Source organism: Lysinibacillus canaveralius (genome assembly GCF_047301505.1).
GTDB lineage: Bacteria > Bacillota > Bacilli > Bacillales_A > Planococcaceae > Lysinibacillus_B.
Map to the genome: position 1 here is coordinate 3,490,897 of NZ_CP154840.1, position 19,975 is coordinate 3,510,871.

At 37.6% G+C, this 19,975-nt stretch carries 19 protein-coding genes and 1 other annotated feature; of the genes, 5 read left to right on the forward strand and 14 right to left on the reverse strand.

All coding sequences use genetic code 11. The features are described 5' to 3' along the window. Positions 1-13: 13 nt before the first annotated feature. Complete coding sequence (locus AA0Y26_RS17695) at positions 14-205, reverse strand: hypothetical protein (RefSeq protein WP_413363360.1); 192 nt, start codon at positions 203-205, stop codon at positions 14-16. 377 nt (positions 206-582) lie between these two features. Between AA0Y26_RS17695 and AA0Y26_RS17700 the strand changes: the two genes are divergently transcribed. Then, positions 583-1,002: a hypothetical protein gene (locus tag AA0Y26_RS17700; protein ID WP_413363361.1), complete on the forward strand. Its 420-nt coding sequence runs from the start codon at positions 583-585 to the stop codon at positions 1,000-1,002. Between the two features lie 459 nt (positions 1,003-1,461). Here the strand turns inward: AA0Y26_RS17700 and AA0Y26_RS17705 are convergent, their stop codons facing one another. From AA0Y26_RS17705 to AA0Y26_RS17715, 3 genes are all read right to left on the reverse strand, one after another. Continuing rightward, positions 1,462-2,355 (reverse strand): SDR family oxidoreductase, encoded by an 894-nt coding sequence (locus AA0Y26_RS17705; protein WP_413363362.1) that lies wholly within the window; start codon positions 2,353-2,355, stop codon positions 1,462-1,464. Between the two features lie 378 nt (positions 2,356-2,733). Then, positions 2,734-4,098, reverse strand: a complete 1,365-nt coding sequence (locus AA0Y26_RS17710; protein WP_413363363.1) for an amino acid permease — start codon at positions 4,096-4,098, stop codon at positions 2,734-2,736. An 80-nt stretch (positions 4,099-4,178) separates the two neighbouring features. Next, positions 4,179-4,430 (reverse strand) — a binding site (T-box leader). 328 nt (positions 4,431-4,758) lie between these two features. Then, positions 4,759-5,532, reverse strand: a complete 774-nt coding sequence (locus AA0Y26_RS17715) for a TerC family protein (protein WP_413363364.1) — start codon at positions 5,530-5,532, stop codon at positions 4,759-4,761. A 368-nt stretch (positions 5,533-5,900) separates the two neighbouring features. Between AA0Y26_RS17715 and AA0Y26_RS17720 the strand changes: the two genes are divergently transcribed. Beyond that, positions 5,901-6,995, forward strand: a complete 1,095-nt coding sequence (locus AA0Y26_RS17720; RefSeq protein ID WP_413363365.1) for an NADH-dependent flavin oxidoreductase — start codon at positions 5,901-5,903, stop codon at positions 6,993-6,995. 375 nt (positions 6,996-7,370) lie between these two features. Here AA0Y26_RS17720 and AA0Y26_RS17725 read toward each other — a convergent pair whose 3' ends face one another. The 4 genes from AA0Y26_RS17725 to AA0Y26_RS17740 all read right to left on the reverse strand — a co-directional run bounded on the left by AA0Y26_RS17725 (position 7,371) and on the right by AA0Y26_RS17740 (position 10,395). Next, positions 7,371-7,709, reverse strand: a complete 339-nt coding sequence (locus AA0Y26_RS17725) for a cupin domain-containing protein (RefSeq protein ID WP_413363366.1) — start codon at positions 7,707-7,709, stop codon at positions 7,371-7,373. A gap of 267 nt (positions 7,710-7,976) precedes the next feature. Then, positions 7,977-8,234, reverse strand: a complete 258-nt coding sequence (locus AA0Y26_RS17730; RefSeq protein WP_413363367.1) for a hypothetical protein — start codon at positions 8,232-8,234, stop codon at positions 7,977-7,979. Between the two features lie 665 nt (positions 8,235-8,899). Beyond that, positions 8,900-9,373: a DinB family protein gene (locus AA0Y26_RS17735; RefSeq protein ID WP_413363368.1), complete on the reverse strand. Its 474-nt coding sequence runs from the start codon at positions 9,371-9,373 to the stop codon at positions 8,900-8,902. Between the two features lie 422 nt (positions 9,374-9,795). After that, a complete protein-coding gene (locus AA0Y26_RS17740; RefSeq protein WP_413363369.1) occupies positions 9,796-10,395 on the reverse strand; it encodes a nitroreductase family protein in 600 nt (199 codons plus the stop codon). 325 nt (positions 10,396-10,720) lie between these two features. Here AA0Y26_RS17740 and AA0Y26_RS17745 point away from each other — a divergent pair, with 325 nt between their 5' ends. Further along, positions 10,721-11,068 (forward strand): hypothetical protein, encoded by a 348-nt coding sequence (locus tag AA0Y26_RS17745; protein WP_413363370.1) that lies wholly within the window; start codon positions 10,721-10,723, stop codon positions 11,066-11,068. 210 nt (positions 11,069-11,278) lie between these two features. Here AA0Y26_RS17745 and AA0Y26_RS17750 read toward each other — a convergent pair whose 3' ends face one another. The 5 genes from AA0Y26_RS17750 to AA0Y26_RS17770 form a co-directional block, all read right to left on the reverse strand. Continuing rightward, the gene (locus AA0Y26_RS17750) at positions 11,279-11,728 is read right to left on the reverse strand and encodes a DinB family protein (protein ID WP_413363371.1); all 450 of its coding nucleotides are present in this window, start codon (positions 11,726-11,728) and stop codon (positions 11,279-11,281) included. A gap of 279 nt (positions 11,729-12,007) precedes the next feature. After that, entirely contained in the window at positions 12,008-12,949 is a 942-nt protein-coding gene (locus AA0Y26_RS17755; RefSeq protein WP_413363372.1) for a diguanylate cyclase domain-containing protein, read from the reverse strand. A gap of 831 nt (positions 12,950-13,780) precedes the next feature. After that, entirely contained in the window at positions 13,781-14,470 is a 690-nt protein-coding gene (locus AA0Y26_RS17760; RefSeq protein WP_413363373.1) for a response regulator, read from the reverse strand. 5 nt (positions 14,471-14,475) lie between these two features. Continuing rightward, positions 14,476-16,059: an ATP-binding protein gene (locus tag AA0Y26_RS17765; protein ID WP_413363374.1), complete on the reverse strand. Its 1,584-nt coding sequence runs from the start codon at positions 16,057-16,059 to the stop codon at positions 14,476-14,478. A 215-nt stretch (positions 16,060-16,274) separates the two neighbouring features. After that, on the reverse strand, positions 16,275-16,475 hold the full coding sequence (locus AA0Y26_RS17770; protein ID WP_036157120.1) for a cold-shock protein: 201 nt from the start codon (positions 16,473-16,475) through the stop codon (positions 16,275-16,277). 686 nt (positions 16,476-17,161) lie between these two features. Here AA0Y26_RS17770 and AA0Y26_RS17775 point away from each other — a divergent pair. Next, positions 17,162-17,422: a hypothetical protein gene (locus tag AA0Y26_RS17775; protein WP_413363375.1), complete on the forward strand. Its 261-nt coding sequence runs from the start codon at positions 17,162-17,164 to the stop codon at positions 17,420-17,422. Between the two features lie 236 nt (positions 17,423-17,658). Here the strand turns inward: AA0Y26_RS17775 and AA0Y26_RS17780 are convergent, their stop codons facing one another. Further along, complete coding sequence (locus AA0Y26_RS17780; protein WP_413363376.1) at positions 17,659-18,129, reverse strand: Fe-S oxidoreductase; 471 nt, start codon at positions 18,127-18,129, stop codon at positions 17,659-17,661. Between the two features lie 441 nt (positions 18,130-18,570). Between AA0Y26_RS17780 and AA0Y26_RS17785 the strand changes: the two genes are divergently transcribed. Further along, positions 18,571-19,965, forward strand: a complete 1,395-nt coding sequence (locus AA0Y26_RS17785) for an L-cystine transporter (RefSeq protein WP_413363377.1) — start codon at positions 18,571-18,573, stop codon at positions 19,963-19,965. The last annotated feature ends 10 nt before the right edge of the window (positions 19,966-19,975 follow it).

Sequence of the window (19,975 nt, forward strand, 5' to 3'; positions counted from 1 at the left end):
TAAGGTGTTTTCATTAACGGTTGTTGTTGTTATTGTTGTTACGGTTGTTATTGCGTTCGTTGTTATTGCGTTCGTTATTGTTGCGTTCGTTGTTGTTACGGTCAAAGTTTAAATCTTCCGCAAACTCCTCACGGTTGTTACGGTTGTTGTTATTGTTGTTATTACGGTTGTTGCGTTCGTTGTTGTTATTGTTGTTTTGTCCCATGTTATCTCACCTCCACAACACATATAATGTGAAGGTAGCGGCAATATTATTCATATTATTTCTTAGTAAAAAATTACTGATCAGAAATTTTGATTGCGTATTAACCCCACGCTAAAAAAATAGTATAGTTACTTACATTTTGATGTAACAGAAATTTATAACTATAGGCAGGCATGGATTGCGCCCGATTGTGGCATAAGTATCCAGATGGAAATATAGACGTACCTGCAATAGCTCATTATGCTATCTATAGAGCAGGGTGAAAACTTATTTGCTCTATGTCCCCAAATCAATAAAATTAAACCAATTATAGAAAACATCTTTTCTTCGTGGTTTTTGAGAAGTTGTGCTATATTCAAACTGTTAGGAGTGAGTTGATGAAAAAGTTTTTAACAATTACCGCAATATTTCTTGTTTTACTCGGAGCAGCTGGCTATGCTGTGTGGCATTTCGGGACAAATATCGCTTCCGAAAAAATAATCGAAAAAGTGGAATCTACGTTAGATGATGAGAATCTAGAAGAGGTAAAATCCTATATCGAGAACGATCCGATGGTTCAAGAAATTGCAAGCGAGGCAGCAACTATAAATCCGGATACTCTTCCCTTCCAAACGAAGGAAGAAGCGACACGTGTGTTAATAAAAAAAGTGGGCGTTACTCGTTTACTTGAGATTCAGGAACAAGCGCAAAACGGTTCAATTAGTAAGGATGAAGTATTATCCGAAATTGAAGGTACACTGTCTGAAGACGAAATTTCTGCTTTAAAATATGTTTTATATAAGGAATTGAATAAATAAAATCAGCCATTTAAAAGTTAAAAAGGCAGAGAGGCTGTGGAGATTCACATAAAGATTTTCAACACAGCCATTTTTTATTTGCTTATACTAACCCCAACTACGCGACACCCTCACAATGTGTCGAGTGTATGGGCAGCACATTGATGCTGGCGGATTTAATTATATCGGCTTGATTCCTATCTATTGGAATCAAGTCTTTTTTTCATTTTTCTACTGTTGCTTATTAAACTAAAGCGCCCGATTGTTGAAGGCTGTTATTAATGAAAAGCAAGTAGAAGCCTGCTGCCATTGGTTACTAAACACCAATGGCAGCAGGCATATTATCATTTATTACGTTTTACATTCTCTATGCTTTAGCTGTGAGTCCATCATCTATTATGTGTTCCCGTACCGTAATAAGGGAAGCGTAAAACATCACTGAATTCGAGTAAGGTGTTTTTATTTGACTCACACTTAAGATTACAAGTCGATCGGCTCGCCGCCTGTTACCCCGTAAATCTGACCTGTGATATAACTTCCTTCATCGGAGGCTAGAAGAACATATACCGGCGCAAGCTCTACCGGCTGTCCCGCACGGCCAAGAGGAGCGTTTTGGCCAAACTCAGGGATTTGTCCGTCCAATTGTCCGTTATCCAACTGCAATGGTGTCCAAATTGGTCCCGGCGCAACCCCATTGACACGCACCCCCTTAGAAGCAAAGTACGAGGAAAGGTTTACCGTAAAGTTGCTTATCGCACCTTTTGTAGAAGCATAATCCATTAAAGATGTGGACGGATTGAAAGATTGAACCGATGTGGTAGTAATAATCGCACTTCCTGGTTCCAGATGCTCTTCGGCAGCTTTTACGGTCTCAAACATGCTGATGATGTTTACTTTGAAGGTATCCTGCACTTGTTTGATTGTTAAATCACCTAGGGTTGGCTGTGCGATTTGCTGCGCCGCATTCAATACCAGCGTGTCCAGTCCGCCAAAAGCTTCCACAGTTTTTGTAACAATCTCTGTCGCTGTGCCATCTTCCCGCAAGTCATACGGTAGCAGCAATGCTTTTCTGCCTGCTTTTTCAATTAATTCTTTGACTTCGTTCGCATCCTCTTCTTCACCAGGGAAGAATTGGATAGCCACATTTGCACCTTCACGCGCATAGGCAATAGCGGCGGCACGGCCAATTCCGGAATCGCCGCCGGTAATCAAGGCATTGCGTCCTTCCAGGCGATTGTATCCTTTATATGATTCTTCTCCGCAGTCAGGTTTAGGGCTCATTTCATCCTGTAGCGCTGGTGTGTTCTGCTCTTGATCCGGGAATTTTTCCGTATAGAATTTCTTACGTGGATCCGTTAGATGTGGGTTTTTCATCAAAAACATCTCCTATCTTGTTTAATATTTAAAACCAAAGAATAAAAGTTCAGAAAAGTTTCTAACACTCTTTGCAAGCTTTCATAAACTAATCCCTGGTACATTTTTTCCCTATGATCATTACTTTAAACAGCTTCAGACCTTTTCCCCTTTTCAAATCCACTAATTAATAAGCGTTCCTGTGATTAACACCCCTACCAAACTATACAGATATCTCTATGAAGAACTTATTCGATTATCTCGCCCTATGCTGAAAAAGGCACCATTCATCTTCATGAATAGTGCCCGATTGTTGAAGTTGGACCGATTAAAAAATGCAGATTTACAGTATTAATAAATTGGCTATTCTTTAAAGAGGTGTTCATTCAACAAAATGATTTAACTACTTTTAACATTTATTACTTTGTATCCAACATACAAGATTAAAAACCAAATCGGTGCGATATACAGGGCAACACGCATGTCTGGAATAAACATCATTAGCACAATAACGAGTAATAAGAATGCAATGGCAATGTACGTAGAAAGTGGATAAAGCGGAATTTTGAACTTCAGCTCGGCTGCTTCCTCTTTCGTTTTTGACTTTCTAAATTTCAATTGTGCTAATAAAATAATCATCCAGCTTGTAATGACTGCAATGGTCGCAACAGCAGAAATATAGATGAACACTTTTTCCGGCACGATATAGTTTAAGATAACCGCAATAAGTAAAATCATTGATGAGAATAAAATACCTCTTCTCGGGGTTCCGTTTTTGCTAAGCGTTTTGAAATATTTAGGGCCATTCTTCTGTAATGATAAGTTGTACAACATTCTTCCTGTCCCGTATAAACCACTATTAAATGCAGACATTGCAGCTGTGATAACAACAAAGTTAATAATATGAGCTGCACCAGGGATTCCGACATAATCGAAAATTTGAACAAAGGGACTACCGTTTGAACCGACTTCGTTCCAAGGATACAGGGTCATCATGACGCCTAACGCACCAATATAGAAAATTAAAATACGCCAAACAATGTTATTGATGGCAGAAGGTATAGACTTGCTGGGATCTTTTGCTTCTCCTGCTGAAATACCAACTAATTCAACACCACCGAACGAGAACATCACTAATACGAGGGACATTAAGATTCCGTTAAATCCATTTGGCATGAAGCCACCGTGAGACCATAAATTATCAAAACCAATCGCTTCGCCGTGATTGCCCAAACCGAAGAAAATAATGACCAACCCAAGAACAATCATGCCGATAATTGCGACAACTTTTATCATTGCAAACCAGAACTCAAATTCTCCGTAAGCTTTTACATTCGCTAAATTCACAATTGTCATTAATATAAGTACAACAAGGGCAGTTACCCATTGAGGAATATCTGGGAACCAATAATTAATATAGACACCAACGACTGTTAATTCGGCCATCCCAACGACAATCCACATGAACCAATAGGTCCAGCCGGATAAGAATCCTGCAAAGTTTCCTAAATATTTGTTGGCATAAGTACTGAAAGAACCTGATACCGGTTCGGCTACAGCCATTTCTCCTAACGCTCTCATAATTGTAAAAATAACGAATCCGCCAACTAAATAGGCTAATAAAATAGATGGGCCAGCCATTTGGATGGTTGAACTAGATCCATAGAACAAACCGACACCAATGGATCCACCAAGGGCAATTAATTGCATATGCCTGTTACTTAAACCTCGTTTAAGCTGCGAATCTTGCTGATTTTCTTTCATAACTTTTTACTCCTTATACTTCTAAATTTCCAAATACTTTGCTCAAAAAAGGAATAAAAAAAACGCCCTTTTGGATTAACCAAAAGGACGATTCAACTCGTGTTACCACCTTTAATTTATAAGCAATTCACATTACTTACCTTAAGAAGTACGGTCATTTGACGATACTCTCGCACATGATTACGGGTGCTTACCGGCGCAGCCTACTCAGAATGATCTTTTCGGTACACAGCTCCAAGATGAATTCATAATCATTTTACATGCACCTCTCATCAACCGGTAACTTTCTGTTCGTAAAAGTAATTGATACTATTTCTTTTCATAGCCTTTATTCTATACAAATATTTTTGAATTGTTTTTTATTCTACAGAAGAAAGTTTTTTTGTCAATATCATTTTTAGAATTTCTTCATAACCCGCTTATATTACATCGGACATTATACTATCCAAATGCAACTCACCGCTTAAATGGTAAAGAGAAAGCAGATATCCTAAAAAATGTTAGTAAAGTTCTTTTAAACATGTTATTCAACAATATGGCCCTTGAATGGAATAACTAACAATATGCTCTCATACCTAAATCGCTTAATTCTTTTTGAATTAGCTTATCCCATTATATAAATAGCGAATCACTTCTCAAGATGCGCTACTTTGTTATTTATTACGATTCATTTTTTAGCTTTGACTTATTGCTAGGTGCAAACCAACCGATTAGGGCAATAGCTACTAATACTCCATAGAAAATCAGGGTCCAAATTGTACTGTGAGGAAAGTCATGATTTAAGACACCGATATCCTCATGTGCAAGAGTTATGACAGCCAGTTTGACTCCAACCCAGGCAACAATTGCATATGCTGTTGTTTCCAATGCCGGGCGTTTATCCAGAAGTTGTACAAACCAAGTTGCTGCAAATTTGATTAAGACAAGTCCTGCAATGCCTCCAAGAACAACGACAATAAATTGCCCCCCGTCCATCCCACCAAAATCGTCCAGGGGTGAATCCGGAAGACCAAGGGCAAGGGCAACTGCAGCTAGAATTGAATCAACTGCAAAAGCGAGGTCCGCTAATGCGATCTTCCCTACTGTTGGACCAAAACCTTTACCAGCAGATTCCTTTTCATTGTCCTTACGAATATTCTTATTATCTTTCCCGAACCTTGCCTGAATGACATGCTTTAATCCCAGATAAAGAAGATAGGCAGCCCCAATTGCCTGTATCTGCCATACATTCGCAATAAAAGAAATCGCAAAAAGTGCAGCAAACCTGAAAACGAAAGCCATAATAATTCCGTAATTTATAGCTCTTTTTTTCTGCTCCTCAGGTAAATGCTTGGCAATTACTGCAAGTACTAGGGCATTGTCAGCTGATAGTAATCCTTCCAATCCTATGAGGATTAGTAACGTCCACGCATACTCTAACCATATTGACTCCATTTAATAGTCCCCAATCTAATAATGACATGTAAATTTCTCGACAGATATAGAATTTCCAATTTAGTAATGGGCTATTCTTAGAGCATATTGGTGAAGCATGTTAATCCAAATTTTTTGCACTTTATAAATTACCTCTTCTATTGTCTTCTTCAAAAATTTAATTGTAATCTTTCACAAGGACCACAATAGCAATACCATAAGCGTTCAATTTTACAATCAGATTGTTATTCCATTAAATGGCCCTTTAAGGGAATAACAATCAGCTGCTTTTTTTCATTCTGATGCAAAAAATAGAAGATAATAGTAAAGCAGGATCTTTGACTTTTAAATCCGATAAATTTACTCTTGTTTTAGAAGGAGTGAATAACATGATAACTTATTTAACACCATTTACACTTAATAACGGCGTCACAATTCGTAATCGTGTCGTGATGGCGCCAATGACAACTTATTCAGCAAATGCGGATGATACAGTATCAGATGCGGAAATTACATATTACCGTGAGCGCTCATCTGGCGTCGGTGCGGTCATTACAGCATGTGCTTACGTGATTCCTAATGGGAAAGGCTTCCCAGGTCAAATCTCGGCGCATAGCGATGAATACACTCCGAGCTTAAAACGTATTGCTGATGCAATTCACGATGGCGGCGCAAAAGCCATTTTACAAATTTATCATGGTGGACGCCAAGCAGTACGTGACCTTGTGCCAAATGGCGATGTCGTCAGCGCAAGTGAAACCGTTGCAGCAGATGGCGGTGTGGCTCGTGCATTAACGGTAGAAGAAATTGAGGAAATCGTCGCAGCATTTGGTGAAACGACACGTCGCGCAATTGAAGCAGGATTTGACGGTGTGGAAATTCACGGTGCCAATACGTATTTATTACAGCAATTCTTCTCAGGCTTTACAAATAAACGTACAGACCGTTACGGTGGCTCTGTTGAAAAACGTATGACATTCTTATTAGAAATTATCGATCGTGTAAACCGTGCAAAAGCGCAATATGCGGATGATCAATTTATCGTTGGTTATCGTTTTAGCCCAGAAGAGCCTGAAGAAGACGGTATCACTCTAGATGAAACGGTTCAACTTGTAGATCGTTTAGCAGATGAAAAGCTCGATTACTTACACATCTCATTAGGCGATTTCCGTGCAGAAGCGCGTCGTTATAGCGGTGAAAAAGAAAACCGGATTACAATTTTAAAACGCGTGATTGACGGTCGTGTACCGCTTATCGGCGTTGGTTCAATCTATTCACCGGAAGATGCTAAAGAAGCGATGGAAACAGGTGCTGATCTGCTCGCACTTGGCCGTGAGCTATTAATCGAACCACACTGGGTAGAAAAAGTAGCCGCTGGTGAACCAGTTATTACTGAAATGGACATGAGTCGTGAAAATAACATTCCAGAGCCGCTCATGAACATGATGAAACGTAATGTCGGCTGGGTGCCAGGGGTAAAATAATTGTAAAGAAAGGAACCGCTATGACGAACTGACCTAAATAAATGAGACAGCATACAGAACAAACTATATACGATTATCCGTTTCGTACTTGGTTTGGTTATGATTGAATCAGGTATTTTACTGTTTGTCGCTGGTGGCTCCCCAACTGAACAAGGAAAATGAAACAGGTAGAACAAGTATTATTTATTGATACCGTTCTACCTGTTTTTTTGTTTTTCTTATCCATGAGATTCTATAGAAGCTGCCAAATCAGCGTTTGGTAAGTTAATCAATAATCTGGCCTGATTGTTAAAGAAGACACAATTCTTCCTCAAGGATTACGACCGATTGTGGATATTATAGTAATTTTGATGAGCTGATTAGTTAAATCTTAATTTATAAATTGATTCTGTCACCTCTACTATTTGGTTGGGATATTACTAAGAATTCAATATCTTGATCCGAATCATTACGCAGTTGATGTTCCATTAAGGGAGGTACTTCTATACCTTCTTGAGGATGTAATGTAATGATTTCACCATCAATTTGAATTGTTGCAACACCCATTAAAATAAAGAAAAATTGACGTGCTTTATTATGATAATGTATAACTTCTGTTGTATTTACCGGCATACGTTCGTGAATAACACTTAATTCACTATTTTTTACTAAGTGCCAGCCATCACAGTTATCCCCCCATAAATAATGTTCCGCCGTTTGCTTACTTATCTTCATTACACCCACTCCTTACCATATATTATTTCATAATTTTCTTTACTTTTTAACACTACTATCCAATTTACTTATTACAATGTTATCCATAAAATATCCTTGTCAGGGAAGAAAAGCCCTTTCCTTATTACAGGAAAGGGCCCGTTTAGTGAGTATCTAAGTCATTATTTATGATAGGGTTCTCCATAAATAATCGAAGCTCGGTGTAATGAACTTATCAACTATTCTTGAAGGGCAATTTTGCTCAATAATCGCTTTAAGCGTACTTGTTTAAATTAATAAACTAACCACTGCCTTTGAAAGGTAAGCAACTCCTTCATCTGCTCCAAAAAACTTTTCATAATAATAAACCAATCTCACACCTATCCATCTTAATACTCTTAGTGCAATATTGATAATAAAACCTAATATACCAATTCTCCAAAGCACCAAAGTAATTAATAAAAAGAAGAAGCAGCCAATTCCTCCCTCCCCGCCGATTACAGCAAAAATAATAAATAGTATAATGCCTCCAATAATATACAACATAGTAGTTCTTTCCTCCTGATATAGTTTACTAATTTTACTACAAAAGGATGAAGATATCATTAGGAAATTATAATTAACATAAAGATTTGTAAATTCAATAAAATATTTTAAGATTACACTTTTTCCACCATTAAAAGCCCTATCTTGTCTAGACTTAGATAGGGCTAATTTCAAAAATGATCTTGATTTTGTTCATAAAATTATAAGCCTGCTTTTTATACCTTAAAAGAACATCCATGCTAAACATATATCCAGATTATCAATTCGAACTTCTACTTTACGATCACTTACGATGCGGTTCTCCATATCACATACTACAGCAGTTTTTATATCATCACTTATCATAAGGGTACTGTAACTGATATACGAACAATTACCAACTAATACATAGAATAAGATACCTTTGGGTCTAAGGAGTTAATAAGAAGGATGACGATTATGTATAAGAACCCCCCTATCATTTTAGTTATCTTCTAAATATAGACTTTCATAAACCATTAGCTAATGCCGGTAGAGATTTTATAAAAAGCCTTGATCGTTTTCCCCTTCTGTTATCCAAAAATAGCTCCCGTTTGTAAAATAGCCAAAAAATGATGTAACTCATCAATCAATTAATGCTTCTTCCACTAAAGCTCTTTTTAATTAAATAAGTTTTCAAGGCTAACCTACACAAACAACTGGACGTTCGGTTTACGCTTTAGCACATGAATCATCATTGAGTGTAATTGCCCACGATGGTGGAAAAGGTGAGCCTGTGTATCCAACAGCCATTCGTATCGAGAATGAGTAACCCCGAAAAACGAAGTGATTTCCCGTAACAGCTCCTCTTCCTCCAATAATGCTATGCCTTCTTTTAAATAAGAGTAATTGATCATTAGGGCATTGATGATTGCCGTTTTATTAACTTCTGGTTCAGCCTCCACATAAAAACGGTCAAGCTCTTCCTCAGAAGCACCCATTCCTATCAGAAAATCTGCTTTGCATAGAACCGATATGTGAGAGAGAAGCTCACCAATAGACCATTTCCCCTCGGTTGGTTTAATACTGAGGTCTTCTTCGCTCAGAGTTCCTATCAGCTTGATAATCGAGTCAACAGCTAAATCCATCTGTTTAATAACACCTTTGCAGTAGACGTTCATACCGCGATTCCCCCTTTTTTAAAAACTTCTCTAACGGTATTTGCAGGACATCCATTAATTCAACAATAATAGACATTAATCCTTCTGAAACTACTCCCTTGATTAATTGCCTAAATGAATTAGTTTTTTTGTTAAACTGAACACATTACTTTAAATACATTTCTTCACAATCTGGTCCTATTGCTGAAAAAGGCACAATTCTTCTTTAAGAATTGCTCCTTTTAGTGGAGGAACATACTGGATTTTCATAACATCAGCAGAAGCAGAATAAAGAAAAACCTTGTTTATATTCATACAAGATTTCAAACAAATTCTTGTAATATCTTTCTACTTTCTTCAACATATTTTCAGATGATCCATCTCAAAAAAAACCAGTTCCGTCAGGATACTGGTTTAGAATAGATCATTTATAGAGAAATTCATTACTTGTAAAATTTCACGCGATTCTCAAGAGGCTGGAATTCCTTTTCACCTGGTTCAGCTGTTGGATTACCGAATGGCATTTGCGCAATGAGCTTCCAATTCTCAGGGATATTCCATTCATTTTTCACTTCATCATCAATTAGTGGATTATAGTGTTGTAAAGACGCTCCTAATCCCTCTGCCTCCAATGCTGCCCATACAACTAATTGGTGCATACCTGATGCTTGGTTTGACCAAATTGGAAAGTTATCAGCATATAGGGCAAATTGTTCTTGAAGTGATTTAACTATTGCTTCATCCTCAAAGAATAATACTGTTCCATAACCCGCTTTAAAAGAATCCATTTTTTGTTGAGTTCCCGAAAAGTCTCCATCTCCGACTGCTTTTCTTAGTGCTTCAGTTGTAATGTCCCATAATTTATTATGTGCTTCACCTGATAATACAACTACACGTGCAGTTTGAGAATTGAAAGCTGACGGAGTGTATTTCACAGCAAATTCTACAATTTCTTTAATTCTTTCTTCTGATACTTGTACCTCTTTATTAATTCCGTAGTAAGAACGTCTTTCTTTAAGTACAGTGTAGAAATCTTTTGTCATAATGTTACTTCCTCCTCATTTTTTATCATTACTTGTACACTCTTTAACAGAATTGCTTCACCCACACACTTCGCTCCTCTAATAGTATTCCTCTTATTTGCTAAAATAATCCTCCGATAGGGTATCCTTTTTTTCTGAGAAGCGCCCGATTCTGGAAGATTAGAGTCATTTTAATTAGCTGATTAGTTAAACCTTAATTTACAAATCAATTCTGTCATCTCTACTATTTGGTTGGGGTATTACTAGGAATGTAACATCATGAAAAGAAGGAATTAGGAATATGAAAAAAAGAATCTTTTAGATGACGTACAAGGGAGGAATAAATTTGGATAATACTCTTTTATCTATAGGTACGGTGAAATATGAAGTTAATCTACCCGAATTACATTTAATAGGCGGGTTTTCTAATAATGTATTTGAATGTAAGGGTGCTGGTAAAAATTTTATTCTGAAGTTTTATCCTAGTTCGAAGTACAAAAAAGACTCCATTAAAGCCGAGTTAGTTTGGATCAAATTTTTGCTCCAATCAGGAATTAATGTGACTGCTCCATTAGTTTCTGCTGATGGAAATTATTTAGAGATTATTCAAATGGATAACAAAGAAGAATGTTATGTGTTAGCTTTTGAAAAAGCAAAAGGTACCTTCATTAATGTCTCTGATAAAGATAGCTAGAATAAAGATTTTTTTTATAATTGGGGAAAAACACTTGGAAAAATTCATTACATAAGGGGCAAAACCTCCATTTTGAAAAAAGATTGATCAAAATGGAGGTTTTCGTTTTAGTTAAGTATGAAAATTTCATAAAAAGTTTGATCATTTTCTCAGAGTGTTGTTCAGCTAAAGCATCCTTTAGTTAAAGAAGCAGTATCAATATTAGGCATTCTATTTAATAAGGATTTGGTTGTTAATATGATGTTCCATATGTTTAAGATAATCTTTTACGAGCCACTCTAATGTTTTTAGTTGATTATTTCCTATATCACAAAGATTTGATAATCTCTCTTTTGGAATATTCGATACAGTATTTATGATTTGCTTGTTTAATGCTAAAAAAAGGTTTAATATCTCACCAATTGGTTTTTCTTGATAATTCTGAAGTATTACCCACTGGTTTTGATTATATGATTGGATAACAAATGGTTGTTCTTCGTACTGAATCTTTATAAACCTATTAATATTATTTATTGCAGAGTCGCATAGGTGTCCTAAAATCTCCTTTTTGGACCATTTATTTGGTAATGGGCGATTTGATATTTCTGTTTCTGACATTGAGTTATATATCTTCGGTAATATTTGTATCCAGTGGTTTATTCCATTAATTATATCCTCCATACGCCTTCCCCCCTTCAATATGATTCTAAAAAACAATATTCGTCTAAAGACATTAATATCCCTACTTCAACTAAAATGCCCTTAGTTTAAATGTGCTATTTAACAATCTAGCCCTTTAATTGAATAACTTTCTGACTATTAAATAAAAAAAAGACACCTTTCCACAGAAGCACAAAAAAAATAGGAGCAGCCCCAGAAGCGTTTTGGATAGTCGTCCAATTATCTTAAGCGGGCCATTCACTATTCCTTTGAAAAATATTGATTTCCGCCAATAATTCCTTAAAAAACTTCAAAAGTATTCTTTCCCGCTGCTTTTGCGCGGTATAAAGCGTTATCGGCATTTTTAAGGATGGTTTCGAGCGAAGCAGTTTCACTGGCTGGATAAGAGACTATCCCGATACTTGCCGACAGCTGGTATGGCGTATTCCAAGTGTTTAGATAGTTAAGAAGACAATCGGCCTGCTTTTCTATTTCTTCTCTTGAAGACATCTGGGGGAAATTTATTATGAATTCATCTCCCCCTAATCTAACTGCAAATACATCTGCCTGTTCTTTTATAAATTGCTGGATCCTTGAAGCAACCTCTTTTAATACTTGGTCCCCAGTATCGTGTCCATTTACATCATTGATCTTTTTAAACCCATCCAAATCAAGAAAGAATAGCACTCCCCCGGATTTAGCAAAGTCTTCAAAGAAGTTAAAGAGATACTGCCTGTTATATAGTCCTGTCAGCGAATCTCTATAGGCTATCTTTTCTAAAGCCAAATAATATGAGAACATCTTGGCTATTTTTTGAAGCATGCTTATGCTCTTCGTGTCAAAGTGAGAAGCTTTATGATGAACCGCGCATAAGGTTCCAAACTTCTCTCCATTCGTAAGAGAAATAGGTATGCCCACATAAGCGTTAATATTGACTTTTCCGTATATTTTTCTTAAATCGTCCAAACTGGCTTCTTTACTTACATCCTCAAAGACTAATGGCTGATTTTTTTCGAAATCAATGCGATTACAAACACTCTGATCAAGGTTTATAGCCCTGCCCTCCGTCACAAGAATATCTGTATCAGCGTCTGAAACTTTCAGGATGACTTGCTGATTATCCGTAAAAGAGCTTAAATAAATCAATTTATCAGGTAAAATTTCCTTTGCCAGATCTAATACATCGCTGGCAAGCTCATTAAAATTCCTATACATCTGTATTTCGTGTAATGGTATTACCATGAAAGTACCTCCATTATTTAATATTACTTTCATATTTTTATTAGCGTATCAATTGAGGCTTTAAATTACAAAAAGTATTTACACGATTATGTTAAGAATTTGATTACATCTTCCTAAACTGGACATACCCAGGCTTTATTCAACACTAGAATTCTGCCCGCATACGGGAGACGATTCCCAACTCATATAAATCATTTATCTTTATTTAAATGTATCGAATGAATTTCAGCTTCTTCTTCTATATTCCCGCAATACTTGGAAACCTTCAAAAAAAGATTTCATTATTGAATTAAAATTCACTTTTTCGACTTCAGCAAGTATACCAGCCTAGCATATGTGGAGTATACCCTCTTATTCTCTCAATTGTTCAAGAGCAGCGTCTCTTTCTATTCCATTACGAAGAGCCGAGTCATTCGACACTATGGCCCCTAAATAAAAAACAGACGCTTTTCTTATAGTAGAAAGGCGTCTCAGAGTGGAGACAAAGTCGTTTCATGACTTTGTCTTCACATCTTTTAAGATATACTTTAATAAAAAGATGGTTTTACCTAGCCTGTCTTGAAAACGCTTGCCAGACAAGGCGCGCCGACGAGCGAAGACGCGAATAGAACCTAAGTTCATGAGGGTACGAGCGAGGCAAGCAACGCTGTATGAAAGCGTTTGTCAACAGGCTGAGACGCTTTTCTTATAATAGAAAGGCGTCTGATTATTGGGCAAAGAGTGCTATCTACTAATAATTTTCATGCTTTTTCATTGTTCTATACGCTTCATGGAATGATTGGTATCCTCAAAAGCAAGACAGTCATCCTCACTCTTTATTTCTCATCACGATCATGTAATAAAATATCTTCTTTCAGGTCTTCCTACGGAGCCGTAAATATGCTCGACATGCACCAGCCTCTCTTCCATTAGATGCTCCAAATACCGGCGTGCTGTCGTTCGGCTAATACCTAAATTTTTCCCCAGCTTTTCTGCAGTAATGCCAACTTGGCATGTCCTGATAAAATCGACTACTTTCGTTTTTGTGACCGGATCGATCCCCTTTGGAATATCAAGCGATTTCCCGTTCAATTCAGCTTCTCCGGGGTAATTCCACAGCCGCTTAATATCCTCTACATTCAGTACATCTCCGCTTTCAAAGATCATCTTCTTCGCTTTGTATTTGACTAGACACTCTGTAAAGCGCTGCAATGTAAGGGGCTTTAATAAATAATCCGCCACGCCATTCACATACGCCTGCCGTACAATATCTACCTCTGCTGCTCCCGTGATTAAAATAATATCTGTTTTCGGGCTTTTTTCCCTTACAAACTCAAACAGCTCTACTCCCAGCTTGTCCGGAAAATAGATATCGAGCAAAATCAGCTGCGGCTGCAGGCTTTCAATCCACAGCTCCGCTTCTTCAACTGTATGGGCCATACCAACCGTTTGAAACCCTTCAATCGAAGCAATAAATTTCTCATGGATTTTGGCAATGCGTACATCATCCTCAACAATAAGTACTTCTATTTTTTTCTCCATACCCGTCACCCCTCTTTTGGAATAGAAATAATAAACAGTGCTCCCCCTAGGTCTCCTTTTTCTATAGCAATCGAGCCATTTAACAATGTGACATTCTCTTTCACAATATGAAGACCATATCCCCTTGTTTTTTGGTCTTTTGTCGATTGTTTCAGCTCAAAAATAACATCCATTTGCTCCGGCTGGATCCCTTTTCCGGAATCCTCAATTTCAAATACGATTTCCTTTTCATGTTCAAAAATATAAATCCGGACAACCCGCTGCCGTTCCTCCAGTTGTTCTACTGCTTCAAATGCATTCGTCACCAGATTCCCTAATATCGAAATGAGCAGGTGTTTTTCAATAGGGGACTCCAGCCGGCCGCAATAGCTGCTTTCATCTAACAGAAGCTTCACTTTCAATTCCTTCGCCCGGTTATAGTAGCCAATCATAATGCCGCTCAAATACGGATCTTTAATATGCTGGTTCATAAAGTTAATCAACGCATGATTACCGATCCTCTCATGATGGATTAACTCAATGGCCTCATCATAAGCCTGCAATTGGACCAGTCCTGATATTGTATACAAAAAGTTATTGTACTCATGTGTTTGAGCCCGCAGTGATTCAATATATTGGTTTACTTGCGATAATTCATCCGCAATGAGGTCAATCTCCTCAAAAAGACGGAAGCTCGCCACCGCTCCAATATACCTTCCTTCCTTAATAATCGGCACACGATTCACTAATGTCTTGGCATTATTAATATTCATCACCCGGTCAAACTGTTTTTCGCCATGCTCCATTACTTCCATGAGCCTTGTATGCGGAATAACCGCTTGAATGTTTTCTCCGACTACCGTCTCCCGGCGATTTAAAATTTTATTCGCCGCATGATTACTCAATGTAATCGTACCGGCTGTGTTCACTACAATGATTCCTTCCCGGATGGATTCGACCATCGCATTTCTTTCTGTTAAAATTTCGGCAATCTCCTCTGGCTCATAATTCAGCAGCTGTTCCTTTATTTTATTCGAAAGATAGGTAGCCAATAGTACCGATAAAATAACGGTAATGAGCAGGACAACCACTAACGACTTGGCATACACGATATTCGTAGTCAGAATCTCTTTACGTAAAAATCCGACTGATACAATACCGATGATTGTTCCATGTTCATCGAAGATCGGTGACTTCCCGCGCACTGCCTCCCCAAGTGTTCCCTCTGCAATCGATATGTAAGACTTCCCTTCAATCAGTGCTTTGGTATTATCATCCCCCACCATTTTTTCCCCGATTCTGCCTGGTACCGGATGGGCGTAGCGGATAGAATATTCATCCCCAATCACTACGTATTCAGCTCCAGCCTGCCTTTGTATTTCAAGTGCAAGCTGCTGCAGCTCCTTTGTCGTTCTGCCTTCCTTCATCCGCTCAATTACCTCTGGATGCTTGGCTGTCATCTTCGCCACACTTAAAGCACGCTCGCCGATCTCATTTTCCACTACATTTGCCATGACAAAATAAGAAGCCGCCACCGCAAACAACATCACCGCTAATGCGAGGAAAAAATTGTACTTAAAAACGCGATAATTTAACGTATTTTTTTTCATTTCTCTATACCTTCCATTGGTATGTAAAAAGTTTAGCTTATTATATCATGGTAAACTTATGAAACAATCGATTTTTCTTTTTATTCAGAAATTAAAAACAACAGAAATGCGGAAGGCGGCTAAAGAAAAGGCTGGTCATAACCATTTTATAATTTTGCACAAAAAAAGAGGAACCCTATAATAGGATTCCTCTTTGTTTCAGCTATGCGTAAAAATTAAAGTTTTACGATGTTTGTAGCTTGTGGTCCGCGTTGACCTTGTTCTACTTCGAATTCAACCTTTTGGCCTTCTTCTAAAGTTTTGAAGCCGTCGCCTTGGATTGCTGAGAAGTGAGCGAATACGTCTGAACCGCCTTCAACTTCGATGAATCCGAAACCTTTTTCTGCGTTAAACCATTTTACTGTACCTTGTGTCATGTAAATGACCTCCATTAATTAAAATTTAATATATAAGCTTTTTTTGTAAAGAAAAAAATTCACATATTACAAAAAGTATCAAATACCACTGATTACTCTTTGTAATAGGTGAATTCAACTTGTTTCCTATCGAAGGACTTTATTAACTCCACTATATACTTAAAATCCGAATTAGTCAAATAAATATAACGGCACTGGAAATTAAAAAGAATTTTTTCGGTGGAAATGTGAATTCTAAAGTATCCAAAAGATTAATCATAGGTATTTAATTATAAGCTTAAAAAGTGTTTACCCCAAAAGTATAACAGCTAAACACAATTCTTATACCTATAATATACCAAATATTTAGATTTGTAAATATGTTACAATTGATAAAAAAATGTTTTTTTGTCAGTTGGAAAAGACGTTGTTTTAAACATGTCGAAAAATCAGGGGAAGACTGTATTTATGGTATGACCTATGATGATTCCTTCTCCTAGAAGTGGATGGAAAACAATGACACCATACTGAAATGCATAAGCTGTTTTATAGGTTTTATCACATGTGGGATATGGAAAAAAATTTTGAAAGCAGTGGCTACAGGAAGCTATCTATTATTAATTGTTGCTTTACCTGCTGAATTGATTGGATTTACAAATGGTAAAAATGGATGTAACCTGTAAAGAATAATTAAAGGAGGTGTCAATGTGTTATTTGAAGTATCCTCTCTACTAATTATACTTTTCTTAGTAGGCTATATTTTCATTTTACAAAATAAAGTGACAAAGCTTGAAGATGTACAAGCAAAGAATTTGCGTGCACACAAGGATGCGGATTTAGACAGTAAAATTACGGCCATGTTCAATGATGGCAGAACGACTGTTGAAATAGTACGTTTTGTGAGAAAAGAAACGAATTTAGGCTTAGTGCAAGCGAAGCTTTATGTAGATGATGTGCTGACTCAATAGACACATAAGCAGTATGTATTATCAACGCGTATCCTATAGCGATTTGGCCCTTCCCTTCGTTGGAAGGGCTTATTTGGGTTTGGCTCATAATGGGCCGGCTGGGCGGCAATATAAAAAGCAATGATCAACAAGTGTGAACATTGCTTTTGGAAAGGCTGCTCTATGAGAAAATAGCGTTTGATTATGACAGCAGAAGCAGTCCTAATGCTGTTCTCAAATTTCCCTGTAAGCTATCGTTACTCGACATCCATCGAGGATTTAATGACATTGCCATTATACAGCTGCACTTTTTCATATTCGCCCTTTTCGACCTGAAGGACAAAGGTATGCGGCTCTGGCGTTTCATCGCACGCTTCCCCGCTCGCTGACAGCAGCTGCACAGACAGCAGCCCGTCCTTATTATAAACACCGTCTACTGCTATGCCGCAGCTATCTGAATACGTCACGATAAATACAGCGAAATATTGCTCCATATCCATTGAAAGATTTTCTATATCGAATCTTCCCTTTAATGCTTCCAGCTGGCCTTCCGTTTTTGCATAAGCAATATGCGGGACAAGCTGTTCATAAACAGGTGCGATTTTCTCCTCATATTTCACAATCTGAAACGGTACAGCCTGATCATCTGTGAATAACGGGGCAGCCTCTTCACGGCCGCTGCAGCCGACTAACAATACAATAAGAAGGAATATCCAATATTTCTTCATTCTTGTCTTCCTCCTTTATAAACTTTATTTCAAAAGGTTTCTCTTGTGATTTTATTCGAATCATACCGTTTTATCAATTTTAATCATCCTCATTTAATGCCAAATCGTACATATTGATTTTTATTTTTGTTCATCGGATTGTTCTGAATTTTATGGGGAATATAGATAGTGTATTTGCCGCAATATAAGACAATATGTAGGGCACAGCTTTCAATCGATATGGAGTGGAAAGAGCGATGTTCTTCGTCTTTGCTGCGGTATTTTAAAAGCAAGTTCTTGCACTGATATAACTATTTTGTGATTCGAAATATACAGCAAGCAAAATCCTACTTTCTCTATTAGATTTATTGTAATATATTAATGCTCAGCAAAATTAAAAGATTTTTTAGTTACATTGACTATGCTTTGTAATTTAAAAATTCATTCGAAGGAGGGTCTATTTTGAATACGTTACTTATTATCATAAATATCGTTATTCTTCTTGCATTAATTTTTGGATTATATATGATGCAGAAAAAACACGTGAAATTCTCAACGCGTGTATTTACAGGTCTCGGCGCAGGGATTGTATTTGGTATCATTATTCACCTGCTGTACGGCACAACATCTGATGTCACTGCAACAACTATTGAATGGTTTGACATTGTCGGTTCAGGTTATGTGAAGCTGCTGCAGATGGTTGTTATGCCATTAGTCTTCATTTCCATTGTGGGGGCATTTACAAAAGTAAATCTTACAAAAAACCTTGGAAAAATCAGTTTCTACGGGATCGGGATTTTACTTGTCACAACTGGGATCGCAGCATTAATCGGAATTGGGGCTGCTCTTGGCTTCGGTTTAGACGGAGTTGAATTACAAGCTGGTGATGCGGAAAACGCTCGTAACGAAGAACTAGTAGAACGAGTGGCAACAGTAGAGGATATGACGATTCCTGATCAAATCCTTTCGTTTATTCCTTCAAATCCATTCGCTGATTTGACAGGCTCGCGGACAACTTCCACAATCGCTGTCGTGATTTTCGCATCCTTTATTGGGATTGCCTATTTAGGTATCCGACGTAAACAACCGGAACAAGCTGAGCTGTTCGCGAAAATTGTAGATACTCTATATGCCATCACGATGCGTATCGTAACATTGGTACTACGCATTACACCATACGGGGTTTTAGCTTTAATGACAAAGGTTGCAGCAACAAGTGATTATGAGGCGATCTGGAATTTGGGTAAATTTGTCGTTGCGTCTTATGTAGCGCTTATTGCGATGTTCATCGTTCACCTGATCATGATTGCTCTTGCAAAATTAAGCCCAGTCACATTCTTGAAAAAGGGATTACCTGCTCTGACATTTGCGTTTACTTCACGTTCAAGTGCAGGTACGCTGCCGCTTAATATCAAAACGCAAACAAATGGGTACGGTGTTTCAGAAGGTGTAGCAAACTTTGTTGGACCATTCAGTTTAAGTATTGGACAAAACGGCTGTGCAGGGATTTATCCAGCGATGCTAGCGATTATGGTAGCACCAGCTGCTGGTATTGATCCATTTAGCATTAGCTTTATCCTGACAGTCGTATTAGTTGTCATGATCAGCTCATTCGGTGTTGCCGGCGTAGGCGGCGGTGCCACATTCGCTTCTTTAATTGTTCTTTCTGTATTGAACTTACCTGTAGCAATTGTTGGTTTACTAATCTCTGTTGAGCCTCTGATCGATATGGGACGTACAGCAGTAAATGTAAGCGGAAGTATGACTTCTGGTGTACTAACAAGTAAAATTACCGGCGAATTCGATGAAAAAGTATACAATGATAAAAACAGCTTAGACGAAGTAGTCGAAGCGTAATAGAAGAATC

What these genes read in the sequence shown, in the direction of transcription:
- AA0Y26_RS17695 (WP_413363360.1), bottom strand. Translation starts at nt 205, where the DNA reads ATGGGACAAAACAACAATAACAACAACGAACGCAACAACCGTAATAAC.
- AA0Y26_RS17740 (WP_413363369.1), bottom strand. Translation starts at nt 10,395, where the DNA reads ATGACAAAAGATTTCTACACTGTACTTAAAGAAAGACGTTCTTACTAC.
- AA0Y26_RS17700 (WP_413363361.1), top strand. Translation starts at nt 583, where the DNA reads ATGAAAAAGTTTTTAACAATTACCGCAATATTTCTTGTTTTACTCGGA.
- AA0Y26_RS17750 (WP_413363371.1), bottom strand. Translation starts at nt 11,728, where the DNA reads ATGGAGGATATAATTAATGGAATAAACCACTGGATACAAATATTACCG.
- AA0Y26_RS17725 (WP_413363366.1), bottom strand. Translation starts at nt 7,709, where the DNA reads ATGAAGATAAGTAAGCAAACGGCGGAACATTATTTATGGGGGGATAAC.
- AA0Y26_RS17780 (WP_413363376.1), bottom strand. Translation starts at nt 18,129, where the DNA reads ATGAAGAAATATTGGATATTCCTTCTTATTGTATTGTTAGTCGGCTGC.
- AA0Y26_RS17770 (WP_036157120.1), bottom strand. Translation starts at nt 16,475, where the DNA reads ATGACACAAGGTACAGTAAAATGGTTTAACGCAGAAAAAGGTTTCGGA.
- AA0Y26_RS17730 (WP_413363367.1), bottom strand. Translation starts at nt 8,234, where the DNA reads ATGTTGTATATTATTGGAGGCATTATACTATTTATTATTTTTGCTGTA.
- AA0Y26_RS17705 (WP_413363362.1), bottom strand. Translation starts at nt 2,355, where the DNA reads ATGAAAAACCCACATCTAACGGATCCACGTAAGAAATTCTATACGGAA.
- AA0Y26_RS17760 (WP_413363373.1), bottom strand. Translation starts at nt 14,470, where the DNA reads ATGGAGAAAAAAATAGAAGTACTTATTGTTGAGGATGATGTACGCATT.
- AA0Y26_RS17755 (WP_413363372.1), bottom strand. Translation starts at nt 12,949, where the DNA reads ATGGTAATACCATTACACGAAATACAGATGTATAGGAATTTTAATGAG.
- AA0Y26_RS17710 (WP_413363363.1), bottom strand. Translation starts at nt 4,098, where the DNA reads ATGAAAGAAAATCAGCAAGATTCGCAGCTTAAACGAGGTTTAAGTAAC.
- AA0Y26_RS17735 (WP_413363368.1), bottom strand. Translation starts at nt 9,373, where the DNA reads ATGAACGTCTACTGCAAAGGTGTTATTAAACAGATGGATTTAGCTGTT.
- AA0Y26_RS17715 (WP_413363364.1), bottom strand. Translation starts at nt 5,532, where the DNA reads ATGGAGTCAATATGGTTAGAGTATGCGTGGACGTTACTAATCCTCATA.
- AA0Y26_RS17765 (WP_413363374.1), bottom strand. Translation starts at nt 16,059, where the DNA reads ATGAAAAAAAATACGTTAAATTATCGCGTTTTTAAGTACAATTTTTTC.
- AA0Y26_RS17720 (WP_413363365.1), top strand. Translation starts at nt 5,901, where the DNA reads ATGATAACTTATTTAACACCATTTACACTTAATAACGGCGTCACAATT.